At 51.9% G+C, this 15386-nt stretch carries 16 protein-coding genes; 7 read left to right on the forward strand and 9 right to left on the reverse strand.

The annotated features are described in order from the left end of the window. From K0B01_04470 to K0B01_04485, 4 genes are all read right to left on the reverse strand, one after another. Nucleotides 1-234, reverse strand: a 234-nt coding sequence (locus K0B01_04470; protein ID MBW6485389.1) for a hypothetical protein, incomplete at its 3' end; no start/stop codon positions are given. After that, the gene (gene cas6, locus K0B01_04475) at nt 234-1304 is read right to left on the reverse strand and encodes a CRISPR system precrRNA processing endoribonuclease RAMP protein Cas6 (protein MBW6485390.1); all 1071 of its coding nucleotides are present in this window, start codon (nt 1302-1304) and stop codon (nt 234-236) included. The genes K0B01_04470 and cas6, both read right to left, overlap by 1 nt. Nucleotides 1305-2338: 1034 nt before the next feature. Next, on the reverse strand, nt 2339-3235 hold the full coding sequence (locus K0B01_04480; GenBank protein MBW6485391.1) for a radical SAM protein: 897 nt from the start codon (nt 3233-3235) through the stop codon (nt 2339-2341). An 85-nt stretch (nt 3236-3320) separates the two neighbouring features. Next, the gene (locus tag K0B01_04485; protein ID MBW6485392.1) at nt 3321-4091 is read right to left on the reverse strand and encodes a UDP-2,3-diacylglucosamine diphosphatase; all 771 of its coding nucleotides are present in this window, start codon (nt 4089-4091) and stop codon (nt 3321-3323) included. 265 nt (nt 4092-4356) lie between these two features. Between K0B01_04485 and K0B01_04490 the strand changes: the two genes are divergently transcribed. Then, a complete protein-coding gene (locus K0B01_04490; GenBank protein MBW6485393.1) occupies nt 4357-5034 on the forward strand; it encodes a DUF554 domain-containing protein in 678 nt (225 codons plus the stop codon). A 17-nt stretch (nt 5035-5051) separates the two neighbouring features. On the opposite strand, the gene K0B01_04495 is transcribed toward K0B01_04490, so the two are convergent. The 5 genes from K0B01_04495 to K0B01_04515 form a co-directional block, all read right to left on the reverse strand. Further along, a complete protein-coding gene (locus tag K0B01_04495; protein ID MBW6485394.1) occupies nt 5052-6062 on the reverse strand; it encodes a VacJ family lipoprotein in 1011 nt (336 codons plus the stop codon). Nucleotides 6063-6125: 63 nt separating this feature from the next. After that, the gene (locus tag K0B01_04500; protein ID MBW6485395.1) at nt 6126-6722 is read right to left on the reverse strand and encodes an ABC transporter substrate-binding protein; all 597 of its coding nucleotides are present in this window, start codon (nt 6720-6722) and stop codon (nt 6126-6128) included. A gap of 30 nt (nt 6723-6752) precedes the next feature. Further along, nucleotides 6753-7208: an MCE family protein gene (locus tag K0B01_04505; GenBank protein ID MBW6485396.1), complete on the reverse strand. Its 456-nt coding sequence runs from the start codon at nt 7206-7208 to the stop codon at nt 6753-6755. Between the two features lie 4 nt (nt 7209-7212). Next, nucleotides 7213-8448 carry an ATP-binding cassette domain-containing protein gene (locus K0B01_04510; GenBank protein MBW6485397.1) on the reverse strand — a complete coding sequence of 412 codons (1236 nt, stop codon included), beginning with the start codon at nt 8446-8448 and terminating at the stop codon, nt 7213-7215. A 4-nt stretch (nt 8449-8452) separates the two neighbouring features. After that, a complete protein-coding gene (locus tag K0B01_04515) occupies nt 8453-9307 on the reverse strand; it encodes an ABC transporter permease (protein MBW6485398.1) in 855 nt (284 codons plus the stop codon). 903 nt (nt 9308-10210) lie between these two features. Between K0B01_04515 and K0B01_04520 the strand changes: the two genes are divergently transcribed. The 6 genes from K0B01_04520 (at nt 10211) to K0B01_04545 (ending at nt 15357) form a co-directional block, all read left to right on the forward strand. Beyond that, a complete protein-coding gene (locus K0B01_04520) occupies nt 10211-10444 on the forward strand; it encodes a hypothetical protein (protein MBW6485399.1) in 234 nt (77 codons plus the stop codon). A gap of 144 nt (nt 10445-10588) precedes the next feature. Next, entirely contained in the window at nt 10589-11470 is an 882-nt protein-coding gene (locus tag K0B01_04525) for a 4Fe-4S dicluster domain-containing protein (GenBank protein ID MBW6485400.1), read from the forward strand. After that, nucleotides 11467-12810, forward strand: a complete 1344-nt coding sequence (nrfD, locus tag K0B01_04530; protein MBW6485401.1) for a polysulfide reductase NrfD — start codon at nt 11467-11469, stop codon at nt 12808-12810. Before K0B01_04525 ends, nrfD begins: the two co-directional genes overlap by 4 nt. A gap of 21 nt (nt 12811-12831) precedes the next feature. Further along, nucleotides 12832-13527: a glycine cleavage system protein H gene (locus K0B01_04535; GenBank protein ID MBW6485402.1), complete on the forward strand. Its 696-nt coding sequence runs from the start codon at nt 12832-12834 to the stop codon at nt 13525-13527. Between the two features lie 31 nt (nt 13528-13558). Beyond that, nucleotides 13559-14350 carry a glycine cleavage system protein H gene (locus K0B01_04540; protein MBW6485403.1) on the forward strand — a complete coding sequence of 264 codons (792 nt, stop codon included), beginning with the start codon at nt 13559-13561 and terminating at the stop codon, nt 14348-14350. Nucleotides 14351-14613: 263 nt separating this feature from the next. Next, entirely contained in the window at nt 14614-15357 is a 744-nt protein-coding gene (locus K0B01_04545) for a ribonuclease Z (protein ID MBW6485404.1), read from the forward strand. Nucleotides 15358-15386 lie beyond the last annotated feature (29 nt).

Below are 15386 nucleotides of genomic sequence, written 5' to 3' on the forward strand. Positions count from 1 at the left end.
CCGGGGCTCGTTCCGCGCCGGATCGCACAGGGCAACAATTTTTTCCGCAGCTATTTCGTTGATGGAAGAGACACCGATAACCGCATCCGTAGGAAGATCCCGGTATGTTGCGGACAAACCCACGAGGAGCCAGGAAAGACAATAGTCCCTTTCCAGAACCGCCTCGGGGGTACGGCGGCCTCCCTTTCTGGCGAGGCGATTTGACAGCAGCGAGAGATCGCGTTGCGGAATCATCAGGTCCTCACTGTTGAAAGCAGTTCGTCGGGAGACACATTCAGATCGGGCGAAGTTTCCTTCAGGACCGAAACAAGCGCTATCTTCCCCAGACCGAAGGTCGTCTGCTTGCCTATGTGCGCCTTTTCGCAAAAACGCAGCAGCGGCATAAATTCTCCAAGAGAGCCGGCGTATGTGATCTCCCCGCCCATGCCGCCCATCAGCATCGCCTGATCCTGGCGGTTGGAATAACGTTTCCAGTCGAACCACCTGATTGTGGAGGATTTGCTGGAAACCTCCGTCGCCCGCCGGACAAACCCCCGGTAGTCGAGCGCGGGCTCCCCGTTACCGAAAAACTGCTCCAGCGATGCAACCCTGCGGAGCATCGCCCTTACCAGCAGATGAAACGGCAGCTCGGCCTTGAAATGATTCTCGAACTTCAGACGGAGGGGCGTTTGCAGGCGAATCGTTAGTTCGGACAGGGCCGGTTGATCGGCCTCCGCGGGAAAGCCGGATTTCGCGCCCTCCGGCGGCGTCAGCAATAGCTCTTGGGTGAAAGGCCCTTTGCGGATTTTTCTGTCGCTAGGGTCGAAGACCAACTGCCTCCCCGCAGTCACCCGGTTGAGGTGGAAGGAGGCGCGCTTGCCGTTAATCGCCTTTCCCACGCCAAGCTTGCCCATCTCGTTGAATGAATAGATGAAATACGCCAGATAATCGTTCACGCCTCCGAAGAGCAGGAGCGTGAAATCGAGGGACTCGCCGTTGCGATACCGGGTTCGGCTGTCCTCGGCGGGTTCGATGACGTAGGGATGGGGCGGGGCGACGAGGCGTTTTCTGACCTCCGGGCTAGGCGCGGGAGCACCTTCTGTTCTTTCGCCGCGCTTTCCGACCGCGTCCGTCTGCATTTCAAAAACCTGAAAATACACGCATTTTTTATTGAGCAGGCAATCGGCGCATTCCTGCTGTTTCAGGGCGCAGACGACCTTTTTGAGGGAATGCCCAAAAATGCCGCGAAAGGTAGAACCCTTGTATTCGGGAAGGACGGCGTCATCGTCGAATGTAAGTGAGAAGGAATAACTGCCAAAAAGCATCGCTACTCTCCAATCTGCAAAAGGCGCCTTGTAAAATGCACCGGCGCTCTTCCGCCACGGGGCGCTCTGTCTGAACCGATACGATACGCAATCGTCGTAAAATGTAAAGAGGCGCAACGTTGCAAACCGCCTGGTTGACCAAAAGCCGAAAAGGCGGGGATGCGCAATTATTTTGCGCCCATCCGCCGGTCCTGCTTTCTGGAAACGCTACAACAAACCGTTGCTATGTTGGATACTTAAAATTGAGCCTGCAGCCCGTCTGAAAATATAGACTGTGGCGTTTCGTAGCACACATCGAGACCGATGGCAACCCAAGACTTTCCTGAAAATTGTCGGGATAGGCGAAGTTTTTGCCGGGGTTGCAGGGCGGATCGCGGTAGATGAGCTTGACCTTTCCGGCAGGTGCGAAGGGGTCAGGGCCAGTTGGTGGGCTGTTTCAGGGTTTCGATATTTTCCGCAATAATGTCTGCTGGTTGTCGATTTAATTGTAGGGGCACAACGTCATCGCCAATGCACACAATGCCGTGGAAATGGTTGGATCGCGAAGGCCGTCTTAACTTCTCGAACAAAGGTGGTATTCGGTTCAAAGTATATTTAAATGAGGGAGCCAATTGCAAAACCATTTGTCATTCCCGAAAGCGCAGCTTAATGTCCATAATGTCTCTATCGGGAATATGGTTTTTTCAAGCAGTTAGAACCAGATTATGAACATTAAACTTCGTTTTCCCGCTCAGAATCGTTGCGGGAATGACAAGAATGGGGAGTTTTGCAATTGCCTCGAGGTAATGAGTTAAAAGGCATGCCGTGCCAATCCGTTTGGGACGAAATTGATCCGGTTAATTAACAAGCTGCTGAAAGAGAAGACTACGCAACACAAAAGCCTGCGGAGTCACTGGAACGTATAATCAACGCATCTTCCAACCCGGCGCAGACAATGGCGAAGATATTCAGCCTCATCGAAGAATTCAAAAAGCGCGAGGAACTGGAGCTGGGCGACTTCCGGGACAGCGGCTTGCCGGGACCGTCGAGTGTTTTTACAGCGCCCGCATCCACTCCGGTTTGAGCCCGATCTCGCCGCGCAAGGCCGCATCGATCAGCGCCAGCGCCTTTTGTTTGCCTTCGGGCAGTCTGGCCTTCACGGGCAGGTAATTCGAGGCATGGTTGGAGAAAAAATATCCGCCCGTCAGATCGGTATGGGCGATCATTTCCCGCAATTCCCTGAGCATTCCGGCCTCGTCGGGGAGCGCAAAGGCGCCGCGCCGATAATCCTCATACAGGGGCGTCCCGGGGGTAAGCATCAACGTCAAGGCCCCGACATAGTCGGGATCTATCGCGCTCAAGAGCTCGCCTGTGGCCTTCGCATGGCGCAACGAAAGGCGCTCGCCGCCGATGCCGAGCAGTACCGTGACTGACAGCAGGATGCCCGCCTCTTTTACCCTGCGTCCCATCTCGATGCACACTGCGGCGGTAGAGCCCTTCTGGATGGACATTCTGATCTCGTCGTCGCCCGTTTCGATGCCGTAATAGAGGATGCCCAGATTGCGCTGCCGCAGTTCCTTCAGCTCTTCGACAGATTTTCGCTTGATGCCCTTGACATTTGCGTAGGCGCCGACCCTCTTCACCCAGGGCAGATGCGTCGCAATCTGCTCCAGGATTCCCAGCAGCTTTTTTTGCGGGATGATCAGGGCATCGCCGTCCATCAGGAAGATACGCTCCTGGCTGCGCATGTACCGGGAGGCATAGAGGATATCGTTTTGGATAACCTTGTCGTCCTTGATAGCGAAGCGTTTGTCGCTGTATGACCCGCAAAAGGTGCAGCGGTTGTGGGAACAACCCAGCGTAACCTGCAGCAGAATGCTGTCGGCTTCGCTGGGCGGCCGAATGCAATACCCCTCGTAGTGCATGCCCTCTTCTTGGGAGGCTAAAACCATTCTTTTTCTCCTTTGCCGCTTGCACCTGGAGACAGTTCCGATTCGTATCTTCGGGACACGCCGGAGTGCGAAGCGATCTGTCAATTCATTCTTCCCGTTTGCCGAAATGCTCCAGTGAAAAGCGACCGTTTTCGCATACAAGGTAGGTGTAACGGGTTATCCAGTCCCCGAGGGTTGCAAATGTCCGCTTTTCCCCGCCATTTTGTTCTTGACCCAATATCTCGGCATGGGAATGGCCCAGAATAACGGCGTCAAACCCCTCCCTGAACTTTTCTTCGGCAAAAAGGCGCATTTTTGCGACTATCCTCTCCTGGGCGCTGACAGTCATTCCCCGACTCAGGCCGGAGCTGGCCCGCGCGACGGCAAAGAGCAGCGACAGGGGGACCATTCTCTGCAGCCGATAGGTAAAGGAACTGCGGAAAACCCTCCGCAACGCGAGATAGCGGCGGTTTTCCCGATCCACCGTATCGCCGTGAGAGACAAAGACCCGCAACTCATCGATTGAGAGCTCCAGGGCCTCGGGATAAACCTCGATGCCGAGACTCCTGGTAAAATAATCGGAAAGGAAAAAGTCGTGATTGCCCTCGCAGAGGCAAATTCTTACCCCTTCGTCCTTCAACCTGGCGATATTTTTCACAATCGGCTGAAATTTCGGATAAATGCGGCCCTTGCGCTCAAACCAGAAGTCAAAAAAGTCACCGGCAATAACGATCAGATCAATCTTGTTGCCCTTTACCCTTTCAGACCCGGGAAACGTTCCGGCGCCATGCAACCCGGCAAAAAATTCCAGGCATTTCTTATATCCCGGCGCCGCAGGACCCTTCAGATGCGCGTCGGCAAGAAAAATCGTCCTCATTGGTTTTCACCCGTCTCAACGGCATTTCCAGAAGCTCTCTTTAGATAATAATGTTCGTCCATGGTCTGTTTACCTATCAGATTCAAAACATCTATTCAATGCGGCAGATAAGATTTTTGCCATTACCCGGGTTATTCAGACCAAAGACTGTTCGTCTGATTGGTTGCGGTGCATAAATCATTGACAAGCCTGTCCATATTGGATACTCAGCGCGTGCGTTTGACAAAGAGGCACTGAGCGAAAATCCCATTCGGAGGGGCATTAATTGATAGGCACTTATGTAAATACCGGAACGATATTGGGTGGAAGCCTGATCGGACTGGCCATCGGCAAGCATCTTCCGGAACGGTTAAAAACCACCATCATGCAGGCGTTGGGGCTTGCGACACTGCTTATCGGCATGCAGATGGCGCTTTCCGGGGGCTCCCCCCTAACGGCCATAGCCTGCCTGCTTGCAGGCGCCGTCACAGGCGAACTGCTGAAAATCGAACAGGGGATAGAGCTTGCGGGAGAATGGCTGAAAACAAAGACAGGCTTGGATTCGCCTACTTTTGTCCAGGGATTCGCCTCCTCGTCAATCCTGTATTTAAGCGGGGCGATGATGATTGTCGGCTGCATCCAGGACGGCGCGGCCGGCGACCCCCATACCCTTTACGTCAAATCGCTCCTTGACGGTTTTGCCGCTACCGCCCTAACCGCAACGCTGGGGGTAGGAGTCGCCTTTTCAGCCTTTTCCGTCTTGTTGGTACAGGGGGCAGTGACCCTGCTTGCCGCGCAACTCGCCTTTTTACGGGAGGCAGCCCTTCTAACTGCCGTTACGGCAACCGGCGGCCTGATGATCGTCGGCATCAGCCTCAACCTGCTTAAGCTTACAAGGATTCGCATCGGCAATTTTATCCCGGCGATATTCTACGCGATAGGCTGGTCGTATTTTTCCAGATGACATGACATCAAAGTCCGCTAACGCTCCGGCTTTTCGCCTCTTGCCGGGGCGTAGAATCCATCCCGGCGCTTCACCTTGTTGAAACGGTACTGGACATAGGCGTCGCGCACCGCCACATACGGATCAAGCGCCGCCTGTTTGAGCGCCTCGTAATCGCCAATGCTGAAGGAGACGTCATTTATCCTTTCATAAGCGCCCACTCCTGCCGACTCGTACCACTGATCGAGATAGGAAAAGGGATTGAGAAATCCGTCCCCGGCCATCCCAATCGTGTCGCGGGGGCTGGAGGGTCCGAATATGGGCCAATGGATGTAAAAACCGTGTCCGATTCCATATAAGCCCAGAGTCTGCCCAAAATCCTCGCCGTGTTTCGCCAGATTTATCTCCTTGTCGGAAGCGGGATCAAACATGCCCCCAAAGCCCACCAGGGTGTTCAGGGCAAAGCGGCCGACCTCGCTTGCGGCGCCCGTCAGGTTCGCCTGCAGCAGACAATTTACAAAACGCGCCGGGAAGGCCGCATTTGAGAAAAAGTTTTTGACAACCACCCGGACATCCTCGTGAACCACCTTTTTGTAAGCCCGGGCTACCGGTTTGAGCACCCAGAAGTAAAGCTTGTCGTTGAACTGAAACATCGCCCGGTTAAAGGGTTCGAGCGGATCGGCAATGGTTAATCTTGTGCCGTTTTCCCCTTGGCCGTTCTTTTCGGAATTATCTGTACTCTGATAATCACCAGGTTTACGCAACTCCTCCGGCTCCTGATAGTCCCCCTCAAGCTCCGCAGCGGCGCTGCTGGCATTACCGACATTGCTTGCAGAAACAATCTCAGCGCTCTGTTGTTTTTGCGCCAACGGAACCGCTGCTCCTATTGATTGCGGAGCGGTCGTCTCTGACTGAGCGGCAGGAGTCGGCGCTTGCTCTATCGTTGTTTGAGCAGGCGATTGATTGGGATAAGCAGTGGGCGCCGGGCTGTGGGCGCAGCCGATGGCGAGAAAAAAAAGCAGCAATAGAGGAAATGCATTTATTTTCATAAGCTTAATGATCCCCTGAACACATTGGAATTTATAGTACAAAAAAAATTACGCCCTTCTTTGCTATTTTTCCTTAATCTTTTTTCTGAGAATTTCCAGAAGCTCTTCGGTCGTATTTTTGGCCAGAATCTCGTTGAACTGGGTTCGATAGTTCTGCACCAGGCTTACATTCTCGATAACCACATCATACACCCTCCAGACGCCGTTTTTCTGGATCATCATGTAGTTAACGGGGATTTCCTTGGAGGCGGTAACAACCCTTGATTGAATCTCGGCAATATTTGCGGAGAGCATCGTCTCCCGGTCGAAAAGAACCTTCTCGTCATTATAGGAGACAATTTTATCGCCATAGGCCCGCTCCAGCACCTGCCGGAAAAGCCTTACAAATTCCTGGCGCTGGGGGACGCTGAGATTATTCCAGTTTCTGGCCAGCGCCCGTTTTGACAGTTCGACATCATCGAACATTTTTTCGTAAACACTTGATATTTTATCGCCCTTTATCTCTTTGGCAAACTCCGCTTTTCTGACCGGGTCCTTTAATACATCGAGAACCTCGGTTACATCTTTGCGAAGCTTTTCCAGCGGCACCCCGGCATAGGCCGCAACCGAGACAAATAAAATTAAAATAACGCCACCCAGTATCAAAGAAAATCTTTTCATCGCCTTCTCTCCCTTACCCGCCTATTATCGCTATTTTTTCTTGACATCGCCAAAGGCGTACTTCCCGATCAAATCGGCGATATCCAGGGGCGGATGTGTTTCAATGATCACCCCGCCGCTCTTGAGCAGCTCCCCTGAACCTCCCGGATCGACACTCAAATAACTGTCGCCGATAAGTCCCTCTGTTTTGATCGAGGCAATCGCATCGTCATATACCTGTATGTCCTTGTTAATCTGAATCTTTACAATCGCCTTCTGATTTTTCTGATCGAGGGAAAGATCCTCCGTCTTGCCGACCTTGAGCCCCAGCATATAGACAGGGCTGCCCTTTCTCAACCCGGTAACGGATGAAAAACGGGCCGAAAGGGGATATGTCTCATCGGCAAAAAATGATACATGTCCAAGCGTTACGGTCATATAGGCGATCATGATCAAGCCCAGAACAATAAAAATGCCGACCGTCGTTTCCATTGAGTATTTCTTCATAAAACTACCTCCTCGCAGCACAGTGAAGACGCGCTGTTTCTTTTTGTTGAGACCGGGCAGACGCTATAACGGTTTCTATCTCATCAGCAGGGAATCCCTCCGCTATGCCCATAAGCAGCGCAAAATCCCCGCCCTCGCCGTCTTGTTCATGTCCGGCGCCGCTTACGCCCCCTCGCCCACCCGTTTTTGTCTTCAGAGAGTCAACAAAATCACGGGCAAGGTCTTTTGCCTCCGCTATATTGGAATAGGGAAGGACCGTAACAAATTCGTCCGTTTTAAGACGGGTGGAAAAACCTCCCGCGGCGGTGAAATATTCAGCTACGCAGTTTTCGACTCCCTTCAGAACCTCCTCATGAGCTTCTTTCCCGCCAGTCGCAGCATCTTCCCTCAAAGTATGCACAAGAACGGCGTATATGTCCCCTTCCCCGGTTCGCTTCATCCGCGCATGATTCTGCATCTTGAACTGCCTTTTTGAATACATGCCGGTCAGTTCATGTTGAAGCCCCTCCAGGCTTCGAATAACCTCCGTCTGGAAGGGATGGTCGAAATCCTCAAACTCCTCGGGGGAACCCTGAAAGACGATCTTCTTTTGATAAAGGGCAAGAATGCGGTTGGAGATAAAATAGACGTCCGGAATCTCGTGGCTGACAAGAATTGCGGTAAAGCCAAATTTTCTCTGATACTGGGCGATCATGCTCAAAATGGCGTTTTTCCGCACCGGGTCCTGACCGGTTGTCGGTTCATCAAAAAGAACGACCTTGGGATCTGTCACCAGCACCCTCGCCAGGGCAGCGCGCTTCTGCATACCCCCGGAAAGCTCGGAAGGATAACGTTGGGCAGCTTCCGCAAGCTCCGTCTGCTCTATTCGAACCGAGACCTTTTTGTCTATTTCGGCCTTTGTCATATTCGTTGTTTCCCGGAGGGGAAGGGCGATGTTTTCGTAAACAGTCATTGAATCAAAAAGGGCGTTCCCCTGAAACATATAGCTTACCTGGGAAAGGGTCTTCTGCAGTTCACCCTTGCTCATCTCGTGGAGGGGTTTGCCCTCAAACAAGATAACGCCGCTGTCGGGCTTGAGCAACCCGATTATATGCTTCAGCAAGACGCTTTTCCCCGAGCCGCTGAGTCCGATGATTGTTGTTACCTCGCCTTCGTAAATCTGGAAATTGACGTCTTCCAGAACGGCCAGCGAACCGAATCTCTTGGTTATATTCCTGAATTCTATGAAAGGGGCAGCCATTATCCTAACCGCCTATCAGAAGGGAGGTAACTACATAATCGGAAACCAGGATCAAGACGCAGGACAGAACGACCGCCGCCGTAGTGGAAAGGCCAACGGCCTTGGCGCCATGACCATCGGTGCGCATGTGGGCGAAATAGCCCTGGTAACAGCTTACCGTGGAAACGATGATGGCAAAGACGATTGCCTTGATGAATCCGTCGGCAACATCGCCAATATCCGTATTGGACTGAATTCGATAAATATAAGAGGCTGAATTTGCCCCCATCAGCAGAACCCCGGAGATATAGCCGCCAAAGATTCCGACTACATCAAAGATCGCGGTAAGGAGGGGAAAGCTGATAATGGCGGCGGCGATGCGGGGGCTGACCAGAAAGCGCAGCGGATCGATCCGCATGGTATAAAGGGCGTCAATTTGTTCGGAAATACGCTGAATCCCTATTTCCGCGGTGATGGCCGAACCGGCCCGGGCGGTTATCATAATTGCCGTAAGCACCGGCCCCAATTCCCTGATCAGCGTCAGCGAAACCAGGGTGCCCAGCGCCCCCTCGGCGCCGAATTGAACAAGCGCGTGGTAGGACTGAAGCCCCAGCACCATCCCGGTAAAAAGGCTGACAAGGGCGATAATGCCAAAGGATCTTGCGCCTATATAGTAAATCTGATGGAGGATTTTGCTCAGTTGCTTCGGGCGGAAAATGCCGGTAAAAGCCAAAAAGAGAAAGATTCCCGCTGCGCCCAGACTATTTACCAGGTGAATTGCCTGCCTGCCAAGCGCGGCAAGAGGGGAAGTCAGCAGCTTAACGATTGCCGGACGGTCATCGTACTTATCAGACGTTGGAATGTCTTCTCTATTCAGCATAACTTGCAATCCGTCGTTGGCAAACTGTTTTTAAAGACATGTACAGAGGCGACTAATAAAAGGTTTGCCTGAAGCAACACCCCAATATTTTAGGCCAATCATTTTGCCGGGTGGCAATTTCATCCTTATTTTGTGCCCTGCTTCGGGCTTCGGGGCTAATATTAATCCGTCGCCGTTTCCGCTTAGCGGTATATTATCAGTCGCTCAGGAAATGTCAATCGTAAATTACATCTGTAATTTGCAAATGGCTCCAAACGACCAACAGTTCCCGTTCCTTCCGGCTGGCAATATAAAGAAACAGCCGAACGCCGCTGATATCAATAATTATTATAACAGCTTATCATACCGCTGGGATCGCATAATGAGCCAGAAAGCTTGGAGTGATTAACCATCCCTGCCCGATGCGCCGGAGAAGCGAGTGTTAATATATTTAACACATTTTTACGGTAACGCAGCAGTAGCCCCCCTCCGGAAACTACGGCTTTTTGTTACTAACCACACGACATAAAACAACATTTAATTTTGATACAATAAATTATTTATTTAATGCATTGATATTTAAAGGAAATTAACAATCTTCTCAATTTCCCTGTTATTCCTGATGCTTACAGATACTGTTAATATTCTATACATGTGCATGTAAATATAATTAACAGTATCTGGCGTGTCTCTTCCCCGGCGTCCTTCTACCAGTAGATATTCATCAATATAAGCTACCGTTTATACACTGTAATTTAATTATTATCAGCTGTTTATATTTTCTGGCATGAATCATGTTTATCAGAAAGCAAAGGGTAAAAGTAGCGGTGAATAAGCAAAGCATAAAAGGGAGAACGGAAAATTCAATAGCGGCGGACGCACATTGACACTCAAAAATGAGAAATCATAGAAAAGGAGGACACCATGAGTACAGCAGTCATCATCATTCTTTTAGCGTTAGGTTTAATCATGCCCCTGTTTTGGATTATAGGCGCCATGACGTCTGTAGGATATGTTGCGATATCCAGGGGAATGGACATCTTAACGAGGGCCAGGGAAAGGGACGGCGAGGTTAATGCCGTGGCTTTCAAAGGGCAGCTCGGCGTAACAATGGCCGACGGCGGCGCGGCAATTGAGAAAGAGAAAGAGAAAAAATAAAATGTGTTCATTTACAGGATGCCGCCTGTCGGATCCGACGAAAAAAGGAGAGACAGACGGCAAAAAAGGCGAGAAACGAATCTTGAAGCGTTCCGGCATAAACGGGGCGACAGAAAAAATCGAGAAGAAAAGGAGCTAGTGATTATGGGAATCGACAGGAGGACTTTTCTAAAAGGCATGGGTGCGGGCTTCGGCGTAAGCGCGGCCGGCGCATTGTTGCCGGTAAAGGCGGAGGCGAGCGCCCCGGTATCGGATAAAGAATTCGTAGGAGTGCTCGTCGATACGACGCGCTGCGTCGGTTGCAGGAGCTGTGAAAAGGCGTGCGCCGAGGCGCATGGCCTGCCAGTTCCCAATATCGACGATTCTTCCGTTTTCGACAAAAGAAGGACCACCAATGCGCACCAGCTTGAGGCAGTAAACCGTTTTCAAACAAACAAAGGAGAGGTTTTTGTCAAGAAGCAGTGCATGCACTGCAACCAGCCCGCCTGCGTTTCGGCATGTCCCGTCAAGGCGATGGAAAAGCATGATGAAGGCGCCGTCACCTGGAATGACAACTGTATCGGCTGCCGTTACTGCATGACGTCCTGCCCCTTCGACATTCCGAAATTTGAACATTCCGCCTTCCCGGAACTGCACAAATGCGACATGTGCTACAGCCGGACGCAGAAGGGTCTGGAGCCTGCCTGCGTGGAAGCGTGCCCCGCATTCGCACTTACCTTCGGCACGAGAAGAGAGATGATCGACGAAGCCAACAGGCGTATTTACAGCGACGAAAAGAATTACTACCACCACATCTACGGCGAAAACGAGGCCGGCGGCACCGGTTATATGTACATCTCGGCGGCGCCTTTCGAACAGATCGGATTCAGAAACGACATTGGAACAACGGCTTATCCCGAATATACAAAAGGCTTCCTGTACAGTGTGCCTGTCATACTGCTTTTGTGGCCCGCCTTTATGAGCGCGATAGCTACGATAACCAAACGCAAGGCAAAAGTAAAAGTTGAAGAGGGAGGGATGAGATGAACAGCTTAGCGACTAACCGGGAAACAAAGAGTTTCAAGGAACTTCTGACTTTTTTGAAGGGTGAATTAAAACCGAAGGGTAGGGTTCTCACCCCGTTCAATATCATTTCCGGCGCCATAATTTTTACCGGCATCCTTTTGGTTATTTACCGGCTCGCGATGGGGCTGGGCTCGGTAGTGAATGAAGTCCCTGAATACCCTTGGGGAATCTGGATCGGGTTCATCGTGATGGTCGGGGTTGCCTTCGCCGGAGGGGCGTATGTAAGCGCCTTTGTCGTTTACGTGCTGGGAGGCGAAAAGTATCACGCCATAGTCAGGCTGGCTGTCCTGAATGGGTTTCTGGCGTATATGTTCTACGCCGGGGCAATTCTGCTCGATTGCGGACGCTGGTGGCAAATCTACAATCCGATCATCGGCAACAAGTTCGGCGTCAATTCCGTCCTGTTTCTGATCGCCTGGCATTTCCTGCTCTACATGATCGCGCAGTTCTTCGAGCTGGCCCCGGCTTTCGCTGAATGGCTGGGCTTGAGGAAGATGCGCAAGTTCTTCATGTCGGTAAGCCTCGGCGCAGTCATCTTCGGGGTTACGCTCTCCACGCTGCATCAGTCGGGTCTGGGCGCGCTGTTCCTGATGGCCAAATGGAAGGTACATCCCTTGTGGTACAATGAGTTCATCCCCCTGCTGTTTTTTGTCTCGAGTATTTACGCCGGGCTTTCCGTAGTCATCTTCATCGGCAATTTGAGCTTCCGCGTCTTCGGCAAGGATCGGGTTGACGAGGAGTATCGCGAATCGTGGAAAAATATCGAGATCGACTTGGGCAAGGCCTGCGCGGTCGGCATGTTCGTTTACTTTTTCCTGCAGGTGATTCTGCTGGTTCACGGCCAGCACTGGAATCTTCTGAATACCGGAATGGGCTACTGGTATCTGACGGAAATGTTCGGCTTCCTGCTTCTCCCGATTGCCCTGTTCACCTGGGGCGTAAAAAAGGCCAACCGAACGCCTATCCGGGTTGCCGCCTACATTACCATGGCGGGGGTGATCTTCAACCGGATCGACTATTCGATACTTGCCTTCAAATGGTACCTGCCTTTTAGTGAACGGTATATCCCGACCTGGATGGAGGTAACCATTACCGCGTCGATCGTCCTTTTGATGGTCTGGGTTTTCCGATGGCTCGTAAATCGGCTGCCGATATTGAAGCACTCCCCGCAATGGGCGGTGGAACAGGATCGGGAAATGGAAGCTGAAGCCAATGCTCCCGCGCTTGCCCCGGGCCTGGGCGTCACGATGGCCGACGGCGGCGTGCTGCTTGAAAAAGATAAAAACACTAAACGTTCCTGATAAAGAAAGGGGGATTATATAATGGAAGGGTTCACCTACGTTGACATATTCGCCACCAAGGGCATTGAATATCTGGTGATAATCGCGGTGCTGGCTACCTTTGTCGTGTTCTGGAATTTTTTGAAAGGACCCGCTGAGGCCGTTTACCAAGGGGTTGCCAACGCCGTTTCGGCAATCGGCAACTGGTTCAGCATGCCGGCCCAGGGGATGTTTTTCCACCAGGGGCATAGCTGGGCTGCGCTCGAGGAAGGAAACATCATGAAGGTGGGAATGGATGACTTTGCCCAGAAAATGCTCGGGAAAATAGATTCAATCAATCTTCCGCAGGTTGGCGCTGAAGTCGCCCAGGGAGAAAAGGGGTGGAGCGTACAGGTAGGCTCCAAACTGATTGATATGCTCTCCCCCGTTGACGGTAAAATAGTTGCCGTGAACGAAGCCCTGCTGAAATCTCCCGCCGGGGTGAACAGCGATCCCTATGGGCAGTCCTGGCTGATCAAGGTTCAATCCCCGCGGGTTTCATCCAACCTGAAAAATCTTCTGACCGGGGATTTGGCCATAAAATGGATGGACGGCGTCAGGGACAGCCTTCTGACTCGGGGAAATTACAACCTGGGCGCCCTTTCCCAGGATGGTGGTGTGCCGGTGGACGGCATTGCCAGAAACATGGATCCGGAGAACTGGGATAAGCTGGTAAAAGATTTCTTCCTGGTTTCTTAGATAGAGACTTGAAGGAACAAAAGGTGCAGAGATGGATTCAATTAGCTCAAAGTGCAAAGGTTATCCCCTGATTCCAGCAGAAGAAAACAAATGCGTCTGGATGAAAACAGGGCTCGTATCCTACAAGCTGTGCGACAGAAACGACCACTGCGAGACCTGCCCTTTCGACCGCGCAATGAAAAACGGGGGGGACAGTAATTTCTCCGAATCATCGGAAATAGAAGAGGAGGGGTCGTTTTTCGACGATCCGTCATCCCAGCTCGACAACGGCTCCTTCCTCTTTCATCCTGATCACTGCTGGGTAAAGGTGGAAAGCCACGAAAAGGTGCGGATCGGTTTGGATTCACTGATCACGATGCTTATCTCCAACGTGCAGTTGGTAATCCTGCCCGCGGAGGGCTCTTTCACCGGCGCCGGAGAATGTTTTGCCCACATTATTCAGGGAGATTACGTATTGCCGGTGATTTCTCCCGTTTCCGGGGTCATTATCGCGACGAATTACCGTCTTAAAAACAACCCGGGGCTGCTCACCTCCGATCCGCAGGGAAATGGCTGGCTCGTTACGATCAAACCGGACAATCTCGAAAACGATTTTAAAAAACTCTTTTTCGGGAGAAAAGCGCTCTTCTGGAAACACCGGGAGGAAAACGATATCGCCAACAGGGTTTGCTCGCTTGTGAAAATGAGCTCGCCCCAGGTCGGCCCCACCATGCAGGATGGAGGCGCCCAGGTAACCAACCTGAGAGACCTGCTCCGTTCGATCAATTCAAAACAGCTTGTCCAGATTCTGGATTCGGTTGTTTCCCGGCATAAAGCCTACTGACATCGCATCCCCTTTGCCGAAACCCTAACGGAAAAGGCAAAGGGAATGCACTATCGCACCTCTCCATGAAGATTCCCTGCCTCTCTAAAGTTCGGCAGGGGATCGCTCCCGACGACGGGATCCTCATCCTGCACCCATAAAAAATCCTCAGCAAATGGACATTTTTCCATAAATTGTGTTATGTCCCCGTCCGCACGAGAAAAGGCAGGATAAATTGGAGAACCCTTGCTTGGCGCTCATCCAGACAGATACGGAGAATGAAAATGAAGATCGTCTTTTTAGGGACAAACGGCTGGTACGATACAGAAACCGGAAACACACTTTCAACCCTTGTCCAGACCGAAAGCTTTGATATCATCTTCGACGCCGGAAACGGCATTCAACGGGCCGACCGCTACCTCAGCGGCGATAAACCGGTTTTTATCTTTATCAGTCATTTTCACCTCGATCATGTGGCGGGACTGCACATCCTGGGAAGGTTCAATCTGCGGGAAAAACTCACCATCTGCGGGCCGAAACACAGCAGGCAAATTCTGGACACTTTTCTCAATGCCCCCTTCACCATGCCGCTTGCCCAACTGCCCTTTCCCAGCGGCGTAATGGAAATGCCGGAGGACTCTTCCTCGCTTCCTTTCCTTGTCCAGGCGCTGCCGCTGCGTCACTCATCACTGACGCTTGGCTACCGAATAGAGGTTGACGGAATGGCAATCAGCCATTGCTCCGACACCGGCTATTGCGAAAATGCGGTCTCGCTAGGCAATCAAGCCGATCTGCTGATCACCGAATGCGCTTTTAAAACCGGGCAGGCGAATGAGGCATGGCCGCACTTGAATCCGGAGACGGCGGCCCGAATCGCCGCCGAGGCCAGGACAAAACGCCTCGCCCTCACCCACTTCGACGCTTTTTTGTATCAAACCCTCGAAGAGCGAACCGAGGCAAGGCGAACCGCCGCCGCAATATTTCCGCAAACAATCGCCGCAACGGACGGAATGGAGATAACGATTTGACCGCCGGATCATTTTCTCGCCGTTTTTTC

This window comes from Syntrophobacterales bacterium (genome assembly GCA_019429105.1).
Classification (GTDB): domain Bacteria; phylum Desulfobacterota; class Syntrophia; order Syntrophales; family UBA5619; genus DYTH01.